The sequence below is a fragment of the Marinithermofilum abyssi genome (assembly GCF_014641195.1).
Classification (GTDB): Bacteria; Bacillota; Bacilli; order Thermoactinomycetales; family DSM-45169; genus Marinithermofilum; species Marinithermofilum abyssi.
Window position 1 is genome coordinate 116,250 of sequence record NZ_BMHQ01000004.1, and the last position, 15,874, is coordinate 132,123.

A 15,874-nucleotide genomic window follows, 5' to 3' on the forward strand; every position below is an offset into this window, starting at 1 on the left:
GTGAAAGAAAGACGGGAGGTTGAAAAAAAGAGGTTTAGTTTGGAGCCATCGGTGAAAAGGATATATAAGATCGACGTCTGTGATCCGCAAGACGGCTCTCTTATCGCAAGAGTGCCGGGGATGAACGGGGAAGAAGTGGACGCGGCAGTGGAGCGGGCGCAAAAAGGGGTGCAGATTGCCCGTTCGTTGCCGAGCCATCGGCGGATGGCCATTTTGCGCAAAGCGGCGGACATCGTGGAGGAACGGGCGGAGTCTTTTGCGGTGACCATTGCCCGGGAGGGCAGTAAAACGATTCGGGAAGCCCGCAAAGAAGTGTTCCGTTGTGTGGAGACACTACGCATCAGTGCCGAGGAGGCGCGCCGGATCCGGGGGGAAACGATTCCCTTCGACCAAGCGGCAGGCAGTGAGCAGCGTGTGGGATATTACGTCCGTTTTCCCGTGGGACTGATCGCCGCTATCACGCCCTTTAACGATCCGCTCAACCTCGTGGCCCACAAGGTAGGTCCCGCCATTGCCGCCGGCAACGCCATCATCGTGAAACCGGCGAGTGTGACGCCGCTCAGTGCGTTGAAGTTGGCGGAAGTGATGAGAGAAGCAGGCTTACCCGACCTCGTCCTGACGGTGGTGACCGGCCACGGCCGGGAAATCGGTCAACGGCTGGTGCAGCATCCGGCCGTCCGCATGGTCTCCTTTACCGGAGGATGGGAAGCGGGGGAAGAGATCCACCGGCTGATGGGGTTGAAAAAGGTAAGCATGGAGCTGGGTTCCAACTCTCCGGCGATTGTCCTGTCCGATGCCGATCTCGATGAAGCCGTGGAATGTACCGTCTCCGGTGCGTTCTGGGCGGCGGGGCAAAACTGTCTCGGTGTACAGCGGATTTTTGTGGAAGAGAAGGTTTTTGAGAAGTTTGCGCAGATGTTTGTTCAACGAACTCTTCAGTATCGGGTCGGCGACAAATGTTCAGAAGAGACCGACATGGGTCCGCTGATCACGGAAAAAGAAGCCCGCCGGGTGGAGAGATGGGTGCAGGAAGCGGTGGATGCCGGGGCCCGGCTCCTTTGCGGAGGACGTCGGAACGGGGCTTACTACCACCCCACTGTGTTGACGAATGTGCCCGCCTATTGTAAGGTGGCACGGGAGGAAGTTTTTGGTCCGGTGGTCTCTTTGTTTCCCGTTTCCGGATTGGAAGAGGCGATCCAGCGCGCCAACGAGGTGGACTACGGCTTGCAAGCGGGTATTTTTACCCGGGATGTACACCAGGCCTTTGAAGCCGTCCAACGCTTGGAGGCTGGCGGGGTGATGGTGAATGACAGCAGCGATTACCGGGTGGATGCCATGCCTTTTGGCGGTATCAAAGGATCGGGCCTCGGCAGGGAAGGAGTTCCTTTTGCCGTACAGGAGATGACCGAGACCAAAGTCGTCTGTTTCCGCTTGGGATAGACGAAATTTTCCCATTTGGCAGGAAAATCGACTTCCTGCCAATAATTTCTCTCTTAAGGGGGTAGATGAAGATTTTTAAGAAAATGTTGACGTTGACTCTTATGATTGCTCTGGTAGCCTCGATTACAGGGTGCGGAAACCTGCAATTGTCATCATCTAATCAATCGGCATTGCAGAAAGCCAAGGATGAGGGAGTCGTCACCATCGGTTTTGCCAACGAAAAGCCCTATGCCTATAAGGAGAACGGCAAAGTGACCGGGGAAGCGGTCGAAGTAGCCAAAGCCGTTTTCAAAAAGTTAGGAATTAAAAAGGTGAAACCGGTGCTGACAGACTTCGGCTCCTTGATTCCCGGACTGAAAGCGGGCCGGTTTGACGTGATCACCGCCGGTATGTACATAACACCGGAACGGTGCAAAGAAGTGGCCTTCGCCAATCCGGAGTACAGCATCGGTGAATCCCTGGCAGTCAAGAAAGGCAATCCGAAAAACCTTCACAGCTACGAGGATGTCGCAAAAAATCCACAAGTGAAAATCGGGGTGATGAAAGGGGCGATCGAAGAGTCCTACATGAAAGATGCGGGAGTGAAAGAAAGCCAGATCATCATCGTTCCTGATCAGCCTTCCGCTGTGGCTGCGCTGGAAGCAGGCCGAGTCGACGGGATTACCATGACCGGACCTTCCCTTCGGGCCGTGCTGGACTCTGCCAAAGCCGAAGGCGTGGAAGAAGTGAAAGATTTCAAACAACCGAAAGTCGACGGCAAAGAAGTCCGCGGTTACGGTGCGGCAGCCTTCCGGGTGGAAGACAAGGACTTTCAAAAAGCCTTTACTAAAGAATTGGAAAAAATGAAGGATTCCGGAGAGTTGTACAAAACCTTAAAGCCCTTTGGATTTACCAAGGAAGACCTCCCGGGGGACTACACCGCCGAAGAGCTTTGTAAGAAACAATAACGGATAAAAGGTCCGGGGATGTTCCTTCGGACCTCTCTGTACTACCAAGCATTTGACGGGGGAGTGATACCGATCAGTGTCTATGCACAGATCTTCCCTCAGCTATTAGAGGGAGCATTTGTCACCATACAATTGTTGATTCTATCAGCCATCCTGGGTTTTCTCCTCTCCTTCCTCGGCGGAATCGGCCGCTTGTCCCGTATAGATCCGATCCGTTGGATCTCCGGATTTTTTGTGGAATTTTTACGGGGTACCTCGCTGCTGGTGCAATTGTTTTGGCTGTTTTACGCGCTGCCGCTCTTGGGGATCAAGTTGGCACCGGGTCTCGCCGGAATCTTGGCGCTAAGTCTGAACTATGGTGCGTACGGGTCGGAAGTGGTCCGCGGCGCCATCCAATCCATCCCCAAAGGGCAGACGGAGGCGGCCATCGCCTTGAACATGACGCCCCGTCAACAGATGTGGCATGTGATTTTGCCTCAGGCTTTCCGTACCATGCTGCCTTCCTTCGGCAACCTGTTCATTGAATTGTTAAAAGGAACCGCACTGGTATCCCTGATTACTATTCCGGATATGACGTTTGAAGCTTCAGCAATGCGTACCAACATTGAAGCTAACACACCGGAGATTTTCACCTTGTTGCTCTTGATGTATTTCGTCATCGGTTATCCTCTCACATTGGCGACGCGGTGGTTGGAACGCAGATTTTCCGTAGGGAGGTTATAACCGATGTGGTCTTGGGATTTTACATTCAAGATATTGCCGCAATTGTTGGATACACTGTGGATTACCATTTCGGCCACCATCGCGGCTTTTGCCGTTGCGATGATCGGTGGATTGATTTTGGCTTTTGCCAGAAGGTCCACTTTTCGGCTTTTGTCCTGGGTGACGTACGCGTTCATTGAGTTTATCCGTACCACCCCGCCGTTGGTACAGCTTTATGTCATCTTTTATGTATTGCCGAGATACGGGCTGTCCCTATCCCCTTTCACTGCCGGAGTGATCGGGTTGGGTATTCATTACAGCACCTATCTGTCCGAAGTATACCGGGCGGGAATCGATTCCGTTCCCCGAGGACAATGGGAAGCGGCTACCGCGCTGAACTTTTCTCCGCTGCAAAAGTGGAAGACGATCATTCTGCCCCAGGCGATCCGGCCGGTCGTTCCTGTCATGGGCAATTACCTCATCGTCATGTTAAAGGAAACACCCATGCTGTCCGCGATCACCTTGGTAGAGCTGTTGGGGCGGGCGCAGATCATCGGGTCCAACACCTTCCGTTATCTGGAGCCGATCACCTTGGTCGGGTTGTTCTTTTTGGTACTGAGTTATTCAGCCTCCCGCTTGGTGATACGGTTGGAAAAAAGAATGAATATCAACCATCATGGGAAGATGGATGCGGCGGCTTAAAAGGAACAGGGTCGGTCATCTTATATCGAAAGGAAGTGAACGTGTGAGTGAAATGACAGAGAACAATCATGTCGCTGTGGCAGAGGCACCTCAAAGCAATCAGGAGCAAACGGAGCCCATCGTCCGTTACCGGAAGGTAAGCAAATCTTTCGGGGACAACCAGGTGCTGAAAGAAGTGGATTTCGATTTGTATCCCGGGGAGCGGGTGGCGGTGATCGGGCCCAGCGGCTCGGGGAAAACCACCATGGCCCGCCTGCTGATGACTTTGGAAAAACCCACTTCCGGTACGATTGAAGTGGACGGGCGGCAGTTGTGGCACAAAGAAGTAAAAGGGAAGCTGGTTCCTGCCGATGAAAAGCACCTGCATGAAGTACGGGGCGATATCGGGATGGTGTTTCAACATTTTCACCTGTTCCCCCATATGAATATCTTGAAAAATGTCTCCGTGGCACCCATCAAGGTATTGGGCCTGTCCAAAGAGGAAGCCGAGGAACGGGCCAAAACGATGCTGGATAAAGTGGGTATGTCCGACAAGCTGGAGGCTTATCCCGCCAACCTGTCCGGGGGTCAGCAGCAACGGGTGGCCATCGCCCGGGCGTTGGTGATGCGCCCCAAGGTGATGCTGTTTGATGAGCCCACCTCGGCACTGGACCCTGAACTGGTGGGGGAAGTGCTCGATGTGATCAAGGAGATCGCCGCCGAGGGGGAAATGGCGATGATGCTGATCACCCACGAGATGAGCTTCGCCCGGGATGTGGCTGACCGGATCGTCTTCTTCGACGAAGGACGCATTATCGAACAGGGGCGGCCGGAACAAATCTTTACGGCGCCCAAAACGGACCGCTTACAAGAATTTTTGAAGCGGTTTGAGTTGAACGGTTCGTCTTCCTGACTACAGAAGCTGTCCACCATAGGTGGACGGCTTTTTTGATGAAAACAGAAGGGGAATTCTGCGTTTCCTGAGAATCAGGTTAATGGGATGATGCGATGGCTTTTTGCGCCACCGGATTGAAGCGGGGTGCCCATGCTGATACAAAGTTTGGTTGAAGGCGAACAAGAGAAAAAACAGATTGAAAAATATAAATATTTTAAACAAAGGAGTGAACGCATCGTGAAAATCTACATATCCGCCGACATGGAAGGCATTAGCGGCGTAGCGACCCAGATGCAGCTGAAAAAGGAGAGCGAGTATCAGCGGTTTCGGCATTTGATGACGGCCGATGTCAACGCGGCGATCGAGGGAGCCTTTGAAGGGGGAGCCACCGAGGTGGTCGTGTGCGACGGACACGGCAATATGTCCAACATTTTAATCGAAGAGTTGGATCCCCGGGCAGAACTGATTTCCGGCAATAACCGGGTGATGTGCCAGCTGGAAGGGCTGGATGATTCCTTTGACGGACTTTTTCTGGTCGGCTATCACGGCCGGGAAGGCGGCTCGGAACGGGGGGTGCTCAACCATACACTGGCAGGGGGATGCATCCAGGAGATTCGTTGGAACGGATGTCCGATGGGTGAAGCGGAAATCAATGCCACAGTGGCGGGTTTTTACGGGGTGCCGGCTCTGTTGGTGACGGGAGATGATGTCGTCGCCGAAGAGGCGGGGCGTTTGATACCCGGGATTGAGACAGCAGTGGTGAAAGCCGGCGTGGACCGGTTTGCAGCCCGTCTGATGCCCCCGCAAAAGGCCCGGTCCCTGATCAGGGAAAAAGCATCCGCGGCGTTGCAAAAGCGGGAGAAGATTAGTCCTCTGGCCGGCGAAGTTCCCGTGACCGTGGATATGGATTTCAGCTCGACCAACCAAGCGCTGATGACTACGACCATGCCGGGAGTGGAATTAATTCGGCCCAAAACGATCCGATTTACTGCCGGAGATTGTGTCACCGCCTATAAGTGGATGTGGGCGGCGATCATTATCGGGATGGCAGCATCACAGGGTGTACTTGGAAATGTCAACGCGTAATCGAGCTGGAATGTCCGGTGACGGTGCCGCGGGGAAATGGGTGGAGGCGGTGAAGCGCGGGCCGAGTTCCACTCTGGGTTGGGAAAATCTCATTTTGAAGTCTGGTAGATCGTAGACCTCCTGCCATATCTGACGAAATAAGGGCGCCTGGTTGATGGCCTAACAGAGGAGGAAAACATGGGCATCCGCCAAATGCGCGAAGCTGATGCGGGAGCGTTTTTTAATCTGAAAAAACGGCTCGATGACGAGACCTCGTTTATGCTGTTCGAACCGGGGGAACGAAAGGAACCCATTGAAGAAATTCGGAATAAGGTACGGGAAGTATTGAGACGAGACAATCATATGATATGGGTGGTGGAAAAGCCGGAAGGTCTGGTGGGTTATTTGGAAGCCGTGGGAGGTCGTGTGCGTCGCAACCGTCATTCCACTTACTTAGTGGCGGGTATTCTCCAAGCGTGGACAGGAAAGGGATTGGGGACGCAAATGTTTACTGTCATGGAGGAGTGGGCACGGCAAAAAGGAATCCACCGGTTGGAATTGACCGTGATGACTCATAACCGTGCGGGCATTGCACTCTATCGGAAAATGGGCTTTGAAGAAGAAGGGGTCAAGCGGCACTCGCTCCGAGTGGCAGGCCGGTATGTGGATGAATATCTGATGGCCAAACTGCTTTAGGTATGAAAAAAGATCCATTAAAAATTGGAGGATTATTTATGTTCAAAGAATCTGGTTCCTTCCTGTTGGATGTATGATCGAAGGATGTACCAAGGTCGTTGGAGTTTTACCGAGATACACTGAGCGGTACACTTCTGCATTATGACGAACATGGGACGGTTTTTTATGGTGCAGATCGGTCCCGCTATCGTGATGGTTGGAAATCTAGCGGCGAATTTGGAAGGTGAGCATGCAATCTCCCCTGAAAGAAGGACATACTTGCACAATAATCGATGGGGAGTTGGAATGACACCATTCTTAAAAGATGTCGTAGAGGATATGGATACGTTTTACCATAAACTGAAGGAAAAAGGGGTTACGATTTCTGAACCAGTACATACCACAAGTTACGGCTGGAAGATGTTTGGAGTGGAAGACCCGGATGGTTATGTGTTGATGTTTGCCAATCAAGAGGTTGAATAATGGCTAAAAGCTCCTCTCAGGGGCAGGAACCACCGAATCTCAAGCAGGGTAAGGGCTTCGTGGTTTTATTGTAGCGGGAATGAGTGTAGGTAGCCAACGGGCTTTGTCATTTGATTATTTAAACCGATTTTTCTCAAAGGAGAGGAGGAAATCACTTGAAATGGAAGGAAAAACAGATCGATCAAGGGTTAAAGTCGCTTACAGGGTGGGTTAAGGAAAACCAAACCATTGTCAAGGTTTTTTCTTTTCCCGCTTACATGGATGGTATTCGGTTTGTACAAAAGGTGGCCGAAGAAGCGGAGAAACGGAACCATCACCCGGACATTCTCATCGAATACCGTAAAGTGACACTTCGCTTAACCACACATGATGAGGCTGGGCTGACCGAAAAAGACTTTAACCTGGCCAGTCGGTTGGACACCCTCGTTTAATCACCGGATAAACCTGAAGGGATTGGACGCTTTTTCTGTTAAACCATCGACATACTGTCAAAAGCCGTCCCAAAACGGGGTGGCTTTCTTCACTTTATTTCGCCATAGTGGGTTCCTCCATTACCCATACGAATGATAGAGTTGGAATCGAGCAGGGGACAAAAATAGAAAAAGGGGAGTTTGTTTATGAGTTGGAAGCAGACCAAGCTGACGGAAATGTTATCGATTGCTACCCCGATCATCCAAGCGGGTATGGCGGGAGGCTCCACCACTCCGGATCTGGTGGCGGCGGTTTCCAACGCCGGAGGTTTGGGCACCTTGGGGGCGGCTTACCTCTCACCTGAGGCGATGCGGGAAGCGATCCGGAAAATCCGGGAAAAGACCACCCGTCCCTTCGCTGTCAATCTTCAGATTCCGCCTCCCTACGAAGAATCCCCCCAAGTAACGCGCCGGATGAGAAAACACCTGCAATCCTATGAAAAAAAACTCGGTGTTCCCCGTGAGGAAAAGAGCCCTCCATCAATTTCCTTCTCGGATCAAATGCGTGTCGTACTGGAAGAAAAAGTGCCGGTTTTTAGCTTCACCTTCGGTATCCCCGAACCGGAATTGATTAAGCAACTTCGGGACAACCAAACGGTTACCATTGGTACGGCAACCACCGTAAACGAAGCGGTCGAGCTGGAGAAGCGGGGAGTCGATGCGGTGGCGGCGCAAGGATTTGAAGCCGGCGGTCATCGGGGAACGTTCCAATCGGTTGCGGATTACCCCTATATTGGGTCGATGGCCCTGATTCCGCAGGTGGTAGATCACGTATCCATACCCGTCATCGCCTCTGGAGGGATTATGGACGGAAGGGGCATTCTGGCCAGCTTGGCTTTAGGTGCCGCAGGAGTGCAGATGGGCTCCGCCTTTTTGACCACATTGGAAAGCGGAGCCCATCCACTGTACAAAGAAGCCCTGCTTCAAACCACAGATGAAAGCACGGTGATCACGAAAGCCTTCTCGGGCCGGCCCGCCCGCGGCATCCGGAACGCCTTCATTCAAGAGATGGAACGCCACCCGGAACCCATTCCTCCCTTTCCGATCCAAAATGCATTAACAAAACCTTTGCGGAAGTTTGCCGCAAAACAAAACAACCTCGAGTATATGTCCTTGTGGGGAGGACAGGCATCTGCTCTCGGCCGGTTGGAGCCGGCGGGTGAGCTGATGGAACGGCTCCAACAAGAAGTGGAGGATCTGGTGAGCCGGTTTTAACATACTTGCGTAAGAAGTCTCCCGCTTCTATAAGATGAAATCGATGAATCGTATACCAGTCAGACATGTCCTGTCTGCAAGAGGAGAAAGAAAGTCTCCTTTAGAAACTACCGCTGCTCCTGTGGATACCAAGAACATCGAGATACGCATGGAGCGAGAAATATTCTAGCCAAATCGCTCTATGGAGAAATTCGGCATCTCGAAGTTTCCACGAAGCAAACGTATCTACGGATCGCCTAAGCGAGAAGTAGTAGATGGTCTGTTCCGACCCGGGTACACATCGTACCTGTTGCTTACTTAGGAATCGAGATAGCTTTCCGATCACTTCGATCGAGTATAGAAGGAAAACCCTTCGATACGTGAGAGTTTCTCAGTTCTGATGGTAAGAAACTCCCACTTCTTAGCGTTAGCGCAAGTGGGAGAGGTTCATGGGAAGCCACGGCTACATCGATGAGTTCTCCCGATCTCCCGGGGTGTTCGGAGGGCTTTGCTTCCGGCGGCGATACCACAGGTAGACGGGAATGATCAAAGCGGCCAACAGCATGGCAGGGGGAACAAGTGCCGCTCCGACGACCAACGCCCCTTCCAATAGATCTCGCAGCCAGCCGAGAGATTGGACGAACGACAACGTGATTTGTTTCCACAATCCCGGCTTCCCCTCCGCGTCATTCAAAGCGGCGTATTGGACGGCGTGAACGGTGACGGTGGAGTAGTCGGTTTGGTTTTCCAGGTATTGTATACGCCCTTTTATCTGCTCGATCTCTTCCTGAACCACGGACAACTGCTGGGAAACCTGAAGCAGATCGTCGGTGTTTTTGGCTTCGTCCATCATTTCGAGAAGACGTTTTTCCACGGCTTTCTTTGCCCTGAGCCGGGATTTCAGATCCACGTATTCTTCCGTGACGTCATTGCCGGAGATGTTTTGGGAGGAGATTTCCTGTGCCACGTCCTCAATCTGATTCAGGAAGCTTTGGAAGGAATCCTGGGGAATCCGAAAGACCAACGTGCCCGTCACTTCTTTTCCGCTTCGGGATTGGGAGGCGTTGACCAAATACCCGCCCCGCTTTTTAGCCGCCGCCTCCATGGCCTTCCGCGCTTTTGACAGATTGACCACTTTCATGTTCAAATCGGCTTGATAAATCACTTTGCGTTGTTCTTGGGAAACGGCGGCTCCCTTTTTACTCAGGGCGGCTTTTACGTTGGAGGAAGAAGAATCCTTTTGCGCCGGATCGGGTTGAAGTCCTTCCATCGTGCGGGATTTCCCGGTTGTTGAATGGATATTCGCCATTTCCCCCGATTGGCTCTGTTCTTGGGAGCCGCATCCTGATACAACCATGATCATAAACATCCCGATCAAAAGCCATTGACATGTTTTACGCAACGTCACCCTCTCCTTTCATACTACCTATATGGACGTTCAGACCTGGAAAAAGTTGCGGTTCGGATGTCGCCTTTGTTGATAGGGTTTGCATAAACCCCGCCTTCTCTGCGCAGGATATCGGTGATTCCACCAGAGGAGGGATACCATGGGGCAGAAACAGGAATATCAACTGACGAGCATCCATCAGGCCAAGATGGATGAGCTGGCCAACCGGGTGCGGGAGTGTTACCAGGAGATGGCTGCCATCGCGGAGCAGGTGATCGGCGCACATCCCGCCGATGTTGAAATGGGTCAATCCTTGGGAACGGCGGCAACGGATCGAGGCCGTTCCCAAGATCCGTTTCATGACGAGGAAGTGTGTTGGGGAGCGGGTCCGCAGACCAAGGTCTGCTACCGGAAAGACGGCGGAAAGCTGGTAATTGAACGGGAAAGCTGACAAAATGCAATCTCTAGTACAAAGCACCCTTAAACGGGTGCTGAGGCTGCTGACAAAGGTCTCGAAATGAGCTGAAGAACTCTTTTGCCCGAGCAGCGACTTTTGACGACGAACTCAGCGACAAGAGAGGAGACGAGACAAAAAGCGGCGCATAGCACGACCTGGGAGCTTGCGCCCAAGGCGTGACGTGTGCCCTGTGGGTGCTTGTACATTTTGAGTGCACTCCGCATTGTGCCGCGTCTCGTTGAATCTCTTGGAACGGACGGTATAACTTCTGCGTCGGAGGAAAGGGAGCAATGGGCAAAAGAGTCGAAGCTATCATAAAGATTTGTCATCAATCTGAGCACCCGTAAAAAAACGGGTGCTTTTACTATGGAGAGGTAAGTTGACAACGGGTAAAATATATGAATAATGGAGTGTATACTTCGTTTATATATAAATTATGGAGTATATATTTCAAATGAGGTGACGATAATGGAAATCGATGCTCCATATCTCCGCAAGACTACACGTTCTGCCCAGCTTTACAAGGAAGCAGCCCAATGGATACCAGGGGGTGTCACAGCCAATATTAAACATTTTGAACCCTACCCCATTGTAATGGAATCGGCCGATGGTGCTTTTCTTTACGACGTCGACGGCAACTCGTATATTGATTACAATTTATGCTACGGGGCACTCCTATTGGGGCACGGCCATCCAGGAGTCACCACTGCGATTCACGAACAGCTTTCGCAGATTGGCACGACCATCTTCGGTACGCCTCACAAGCTGGAAACGGAAATGGCCCGAGTATTGGTCGATCTATATCCAAGCATCGAAAAAGTTCGTTTTACCAACTCTGGAATGGAAGCAACATTGTTAGCCATTCGTTTGGCAACTGCATGGACCGGAAGAAAAAAGATAGCCAAATTTGAAGGCCACTACCACGGCAGTTATGATCAAGTTCTGATCAGCGTGAATCCCAAAAAACGGGATTTCAAAGAACGTCCTTCCGTTACTTCTGATTCCTATGGGTTACCCGATTATTATTCGGAAAACACGGTAGTACTCCCCTTTAATGATTTAGACCAAACAGCAGACATTCTGAAAAAACATTGTGACGAAATAGCTGCAGTCATCATGGAACCGATTCAAGGGGGTTTTATTCCGCCGGATCGTGCTTTTTTGAGGGCGATCCGAGAGCTGACACGGCAGTACGGCATCATTCTGATCTTTGATGAGGTGAAAACAGGTTTCCGTATGGGCTTATTGGGGGCGCAGGGGTTGTATGATATTGTTCCGGATTTGACAGCTCTTGGTAAAGTGTTGGGGGGTGGCTTCCCAGTCGGTGCCGTGGGAGGACATCAAAACATCATGGAATTGTGTTCACCGACAGGGGGAGCAGATATTTTAACAGCGGGTGAACAACATACCTCCGATCAGAACAAGCCCTTGTTTCATAGTGGGACGTACAATGGGCATCCCATTGTTCTCAGTGCAGGTCTGGCCACCATTCAAGCTCTGCAAGCACCCGGATCTTATCAACAACTGGAAGAAAATACGTTACAATTGCGGGCCGGAATCGAGGAAATACTCCGTCGTTATCATATTGCATCCCAGACGGTTGGAGCGGGAAGCATTTTCAATCTGGTGTTGACAGATCGTCCGGTACGACAAATCCAGGATGTATTGGAAACGGATTTATCCCTCCGCAGAACACTGGACACTTATTTATTGGATCAAGGGATTTTCATTAAACCCCTTAACCGTTTCTCGATGTCCATTGCCCATACCGCGGCAGTGATTAACGAAACCCTGGAGCGGTTTGAACTCGGGGTCAAAAGGTTGACTGGAAAGTAGGGTGGTTATGACTGAAAAGAACGATATATTTCAAAGAATCCGGGAAAAAAGCCATGAAATGAGTAAAGCACAGCGACAAATCGCGGCTTACTTAGAAGCGCACCCCGATACGGTACCATTTCTAACTACAGCGAAATTGGCGGAACAAGCAGGTGTCGGCGAAGCGACGGTGATTCGCTTCGCCACATCCCTCGGGTTTTCCGGATTCACTGAAATGCAACACAGCTTGCAAGAACAACTTCGAAAAAGGGTTACTACGGTCGAACGATTAGATTTGTCTGGAGATATTTATCCGGAAGAACAACGGATCGCTTATGAAGTTTTAACCGATGATATCTCGAACCTGAAGCAAACGATTCATATGCTGGATGTGGAATCCTTTAGTAAAGCCGTTCGACAAATGGATCGGGCCCGGTCGATTACAGTGGTTTCCTTGCGAAGTTCTCATGCCTTGGGTTCCTTTCTCGCGTTTTACTTGCAGTTACTCAAGAAAAACACCCGGCTTATCACGGATTCGGATACGATGTTCGAGAAGCTTTCCACCTTAAGGTCGGATGACTTGGTGATTGGAATCAGCTTTTCCCGATATACATCACGAACGATCCAAGCCATGGAATATGTGCGGGCACGGGAGGTCGGCACCCTGGCGATCACCGATTCACATGGTTCTCCTCTTGCGAGCATATCGGATAACTGCTTGATCGCTGCCAGCAGCTTACCTTCTTTCCTTGATTCCTTTGTCGCTCCGCTCAGCTTAATTAATGCGCTGTTAACAGCCGTAGCCAGGGTGAATAAACAGGAAATCACCGTTCAGTTGCAAAATATGGAGAAATTGTGGGAGCATGAAGGGATCTATCATGCTTCTGAAACCAAAAAGAAATAACAATCGAGAGCCGGATTCCTGACGTACAGGAGACCGGCTTTTTGTCACTTCGGATACCTTATCTGCATACCTTTTCGGTCTCCGGCTGCATATCCGCTGTTTACAACGAACCGCCTATATTTTAAGATGAAAATACGTAAATACTGAAAATTATGAATGGTTGTTCATTCATGTGAGAGGGGGATGAAAGGATGGATAAGTACGTGAAGGAGTATTTCGGTTTCTTTGATATCTGGGTGATGTGGCTGCTGTTTCTTACAGGTTTGACCGGAACTTTTTTTCATTTCAGCGGGAGTGTGGTACTGGTGTTGCTGGCCGGAATGTTGGCTTATGCATTGAGCGAATACTCGATCCACCGGTTTATTTTTCATATGAAACCTCCGGTAAAGCCTTTTTTTCTGAAATTATTAAAGCGCTTACATTACGATCATCATGAGATTCCCGATCAGCTGCACCTGTTGTTTTTGCCTTTATGGTTCAGTTTGCCGCTGTTTGTCTTGACGGGCGGCATCGTGTATCTGCTTTTGGGTGACATCTGGCTGACAGTAGCGATGGTGACAGGCAGCATGGCTTTCCATCTGTACTATGAGTGGGTACATTATGTGGCCCATCGTCCGATCATTCCCCGTACCCGATGGGGGAAGTGGATGAAGAAATACCACCTGCGCCATCATTTCAAGAATGAGCATTACTGGTACGGGGTGACCAATCCCACGACTGATTGGTTTTTTGGCACTTACAAAAAAGAAAAGGAAGTACCGATGAGCCGAACCGCACGAAAACTGGATCGTCCGGTGGAGGATATGGGGAGTTGATTATTTGATCATCAAGACAAAACAACGAAGGCAGGTTTGTCGGGAAAGCAAGAAGGGGAGCAGAACCGGAATCGAAAATAGAGATCACTGGTGACGACAACGTTCAACCCATCAAGGATGACAGAGGAGGGGTCGTATATGAGCACATTGGAGATGGTGAATCCGGCAACAGGAGAAGCCTTGGGGCAGCTGGCGGAAGCCACCCCTGCCGAAGTCGGCCAGGCGATGATCGATGCGAGGGAAGCTTTTGCTCAGTGGCGGGAAGTGCCGTTGAGGGAACGGTTGGGGTATATGAAACGCCTTCGGGAAATCATTGTGGATCAGGCGAGCGAACTGGCGAAGAAGATCAGTCAAGACACTGGGAAAGTTCAACTGGAGTCGCTAATGTCGGACATTTATCCCACAGTGGGTCTGATCCGGTATTACGAGAAAAAAGCTCCTTCCATCTTAAAAAGGAAACGGGTACCGATGACCATCGCGCTGTTTGGTCGCTTTTCCCATGTGGAATACCGTCCCATGGGGGTGATCGCGGTGATCTCGCCCTGGAATTATCCCTTTCAACTTTCGCTGGCTCCGGTTGTCTCCGCCCTGATTGCCGGCAACACGGTCATTTTGAAGCCTTCCGAGGTATCCCCATTTACCGGACAAGTGATTGGTGAACTGTTGGAGCAAGCCGGCTTCCCCAAAGGTGTCGTGCAGGTGCTTCATGGCGGAAAGGATGTGGGGAAACAACTGGTGGAGGCTCGCCCGGACAAAATCTTTTTTACCGGCAGTTCAGCAACCGGGAAAAAGATTATGGCCGCTGCGGCGGAGCACCTGATTCCCGTCGAGTTGGAATTGGGCGGAAAAGACCCGATGATCGTGTTTGCGGATGCCGATCTGGACCGCGCGGTCAACGGTGCGCTCTGGGGCGGTTTCACCAATGCCGGGCAAACCTGTATGGCCGTGGAGCGGGTGTATGTAGAAGACGCTATTTTTGAGAAGTTTGTACAGCAATTGGTGGTGAAGGCGAAAGCGTTGCGGGTAGGGAGGGGAGAGGGGCGGGACGTGGGTTCCATGACCTATCCCCACCAGTTGAAGATCGTGGAGGAGCACCTGAAAGATGCCGTGGACAAAGGGGCCCGAATCTTGTGCGGGGGTCGGCGGTTGAACGAGGAGACGCTGCATTTTGAGCCGACGGTACTGGTGGACGTGGATCACTCGATGCGCATCATGCGGGAGGAAACCTTCGGTCCGGTGATTCCGGTTATGCGATTCTCGTTGGAGTCGGAGGCAGTGCAGCTGGCCAATGATTCTCCCTATGGGCTGAACGGGAGCGTCTGGTCCAAGGATCTGCACAAAGCCCGCCGAGTGGCTTCCCGCATCGAAAGCGGCAATATCTGCATCAATGATGTGATGATCGGTATCGCCCATCCGGCGCTTCCCTACGGAGGCAACAAGGAGAGCGGTATGGGGCGGTATCACGGGCCGGAAGGGTTGAAAAGCTTCAGCCATACTGTATCCGTGGTGACCAGTCCTGGCCGGAAAAAGCGGGAGATCAACTGGTTTCCGTATTCCAGGGATCAGTATACTGCGATTTCAGAGCTGCTCAAGGATCTCTACGGCAAGAGCTTCCGTCCGTCGTTAAAGGGACTGATAAAAGTGGGTACCGAGTTTTTCCGTTCCAAATAACCGGACAAGGAGAAGTGGAGCATGCGACTATGCGGGGATATCGGCGGGGTGGATCGACCCGGATGGATCGGAACGATGTTGCCACAACACCAAAGCAGCTGACGACCGGTTGACATTGAGGCAAAAAGGGGACTTGCACCACATCGGGAGTGAACGATGTCCTATGAGTGGGCGGGTCCCTCTTTGGATCCCCGAGATAAGGGGGGATTGTGGAAGGTCGCTCATTTGTGACGCGGGTGACAAGAAAAAGGAAGCCTTTGCGATTGAGCAAGG

General features: G+C 51.4%; 17 protein-coding genes. 16 read left to right on the plus strand and 1 reads right to left on the minus strand.

Going from position 1 to position 15,874, the window contains the following annotated elements:
* From IEW70_RS06800 to IEW70_RS06850, 11 genes are all read left to right on the plus strand, one after another.
* Positions 1-1,440, plus strand: coding sequence for an aldehyde dehydrogenase family protein (locus tag IEW70_RS06800; RefSeq protein WP_373285927.1), 1,440 nt, complete (start codon positions 1-3; stop codon positions 1,438-1,440).
* A 65-nt stretch (positions 1,441-1,505) separates the two neighbouring features.
* Positions 1,506-2,387, plus strand: a complete 882-nt coding sequence (gene ehuB / locus IEW70_RS06805; protein ID WP_188647178.1) for an ectoine/hydroxyectoine ABC transporter substrate-binding protein EhuB — start codon at positions 1,506-1,508, stop codon at positions 2,385-2,387.
* Between the two features lie 18 nt (positions 2,388-2,405).
* Positions 2,406-3,110 carry an ectoine/hydroxyectoine ABC transporter permease subunit EhuC gene (gene ehuC, locus IEW70_RS06810; protein WP_188647179.1) on the plus strand — a complete coding sequence of 235 codons (705 nt, stop codon included), beginning with the start codon at positions 2,406-2,408 and terminating at the stop codon, positions 3,108-3,110.
* Positions 3,111-3,113: 3 nt separating this feature from the next.
* Positions 3,114-3,791, plus strand: a complete 678-nt coding sequence (gene ehuD / locus IEW70_RS06815) for an ectoine/hydroxyectoine ABC transporter permease subunit EhuD (RefSeq protein WP_188647180.1) — start codon at positions 3,114-3,116, stop codon at positions 3,789-3,791.
* A 52-nt stretch (positions 3,792-3,843) separates the two neighbouring features.
* Positions 3,844-4,683 (plus strand): ectoine/hydroxyectoine ABC transporter ATP-binding protein EhuA, encoded by an 840-nt coding sequence (gene ehuA, locus IEW70_RS06820; RefSeq protein ID WP_308423144.1) that lies wholly within the window; start codon positions 3,844-3,846, stop codon positions 4,681-4,683.
* Between the two features lie 219 nt (positions 4,684-4,902).
* A complete protein-coding gene (locus tag IEW70_RS06825; RefSeq protein ID WP_188647181.1) occupies positions 4,903-5,751 on the plus strand; it encodes a M55 family metallopeptidase in 849 nt (282 codons plus the stop codon).
* Between the two features lie 177 nt (positions 5,752-5,928).
* A complete protein-coding gene (locus tag IEW70_RS06830; protein ID WP_188647182.1) occupies positions 5,929-6,426 on the plus strand; it encodes a GNAT family N-acetyltransferase in 498 nt (165 codons plus the stop codon).
* A gap of 165 nt (positions 6,427-6,591) precedes the next feature.
* Positions 6,592-6,888, plus strand: coding sequence for a VOC family protein (locus IEW70_RS06835; RefSeq protein WP_188647183.1), 297 nt, complete (start codon positions 6,592-6,594; stop codon positions 6,886-6,888).
* Between the two features lie 155 nt (positions 6,889-7,043).
* Entirely contained in the window at positions 7,044-7,319 is a 276-nt protein-coding gene (locus IEW70_RS06840; RefSeq protein WP_188647184.1) for a 4a-hydroxytetrahydrobiopterin dehydratase, read from the plus strand.
* Between the two features lie 186 nt (positions 7,320-7,505).
* Positions 7,506-8,573 (plus strand): NAD(P)H-dependent flavin oxidoreductase, encoded by a 1,068-nt coding sequence (locus IEW70_RS06845; protein ID WP_188647185.1) that lies wholly within the window; start codon positions 7,506-7,508, stop codon positions 8,571-8,573.
* A 39-nt stretch (positions 8,574-8,612) separates the two neighbouring features.
* Positions 8,613-8,813: a zinc ribbon domain-containing protein gene (locus IEW70_RS06850; protein WP_229751879.1), complete on the plus strand. Its 201-nt coding sequence runs from the start codon at positions 8,613-8,615 to the stop codon at positions 8,811-8,813.
* Between the two features lie 202 nt (positions 8,814-9,015).
* Here the strand turns inward: IEW70_RS06850 and IEW70_RS06855 are convergent, their stop codons facing one another.
* Complete coding sequence (locus IEW70_RS06855; protein WP_188647186.1) at positions 9,016-9,954, minus strand: DUF4349 domain-containing protein; 939 nt, start codon at positions 9,952-9,954, stop codon at positions 9,016-9,018.
* Between the two features lie 145 nt (positions 9,955-10,099).
* On the opposite strand from IEW70_RS06855, the gene IEW70_RS06860 reads away from it, so the two are divergent.
* From IEW70_RS06860 to IEW70_RS06880, 5 genes are all read left to right on the plus strand, one after another.
* Positions 10,100-10,390 carry a hypothetical protein gene (locus tag IEW70_RS06860; protein ID WP_188647187.1) on the plus strand — a complete coding sequence of 97 codons (291 nt, stop codon included), beginning with the start codon at positions 10,100-10,102 and terminating at the stop codon, positions 10,388-10,390.
* 474 nt (positions 10,391-10,864) lie between these two features.
* Positions 10,865-12,232, plus strand: a complete 1,368-nt coding sequence (locus IEW70_RS06865) for an aspartate aminotransferase family protein (protein ID WP_188647188.1) — start codon at positions 10,865-10,867, stop codon at positions 12,230-12,232.
* Positions 12,233-12,239: 7 nt separating this feature from the next.
* Positions 12,240-13,115 carry a MurR/RpiR family transcriptional regulator gene (locus IEW70_RS06870; RefSeq protein WP_268234832.1) on the plus strand — a complete coding sequence of 292 codons (876 nt, stop codon included), beginning with the start codon at positions 12,240-12,242 and terminating at the stop codon, positions 13,113-13,115.
* Positions 13,116-13,306: 191 nt separating this feature from the next.
* On the plus strand, positions 13,307-13,930 hold the full coding sequence (locus IEW70_RS06875) for a sterol desaturase family protein (protein WP_188647190.1): 624 nt from the start codon (positions 13,307-13,309) through the stop codon (positions 13,928-13,930).
* Positions 13,931-14,068: 138 nt separating this feature from the next.
* On the plus strand, positions 14,069-15,601 hold the full coding sequence (locus IEW70_RS06880) for an aldehyde dehydrogenase family protein (RefSeq protein WP_188647191.1): 1,533 nt from the start codon (positions 14,069-14,071) through the stop codon (positions 15,599-15,601).
* Positions 15,602-15,874: the final 273 nt, after the last annotated feature.

What these genes read in the sequence shown, in the direction of transcription:
- ehuB (WP_188647178.1), top strand. Translation starts at nt 1,506, where the DNA reads ATGAAGATTTTTAAGAAAATGTTGACGTTGACTCTTATGATTGCTCTG.
- ehuC (WP_188647179.1), top strand. Translation starts at nt 2,406, where the DNA reads ATGTTCCTTCGGACCTCTCTGTACTACCAAGCATTTGACGGGGGAGTG.
- ehuD (WP_188647180.1), top strand. Translation starts at nt 3,114, where the DNA reads ATGTGGTCTTGGGATTTTACATTCAAGATATTGCCGCAATTGTTGGAT.
- ehuA (WP_308423144.1), top strand. Translation starts at nt 3,844, where the DNA reads ATGACAGAGAACAATCATGTCGCTGTGGCAGAGGCACCTCAAAGCAAT.
- IEW70_RS06830 (WP_188647182.1), top strand. Translation starts at nt 5,929, where the DNA reads ATGGGCATCCGCCAAATGCGCGAAGCTGATGCGGGAGCGTTTTTTAAT.
- IEW70_RS06835 (WP_188647183.1), top strand. Translation starts at nt 6,592, where the DNA reads ATGGTGCAGATCGGTCCCGCTATCGTGATGGTTGGAAATCTAGCGGCG.
- IEW70_RS06845 (WP_188647185.1), top strand. Translation starts at nt 7,506, where the DNA reads ATGAGTTGGAAGCAGACCAAGCTGACGGAAATGTTATCGATTGCTACC.
- IEW70_RS06860 (WP_188647187.1), top strand. Translation starts at nt 10,100, where the DNA reads ATGGGGCAGAAACAGGAATATCAACTGACGAGCATCCATCAGGCCAAG.
- IEW70_RS06865 (WP_188647188.1), top strand. Translation starts at nt 10,865, where the DNA reads ATGGAAATCGATGCTCCATATCTCCGCAAGACTACACGTTCTGCCCAG.
- IEW70_RS06870 (WP_268234832.1), top strand. Translation starts at nt 12,240, where the DNA reads ATGACTGAAAAGAACGATATATTTCAAAGAATCCGGGAAAAAAGCCAT.
- IEW70_RS06875 (WP_188647190.1), top strand. Translation starts at nt 13,307, where the DNA reads ATGGATAAGTACGTGAAGGAGTATTTCGGTTTCTTTGATATCTGGGTG.
- IEW70_RS06880 (WP_188647191.1), top strand. Translation starts at nt 14,069, where the DNA reads ATGAGCACATTGGAGATGGTGAATCCGGCAACAGGAGAAGCCTTGGGG.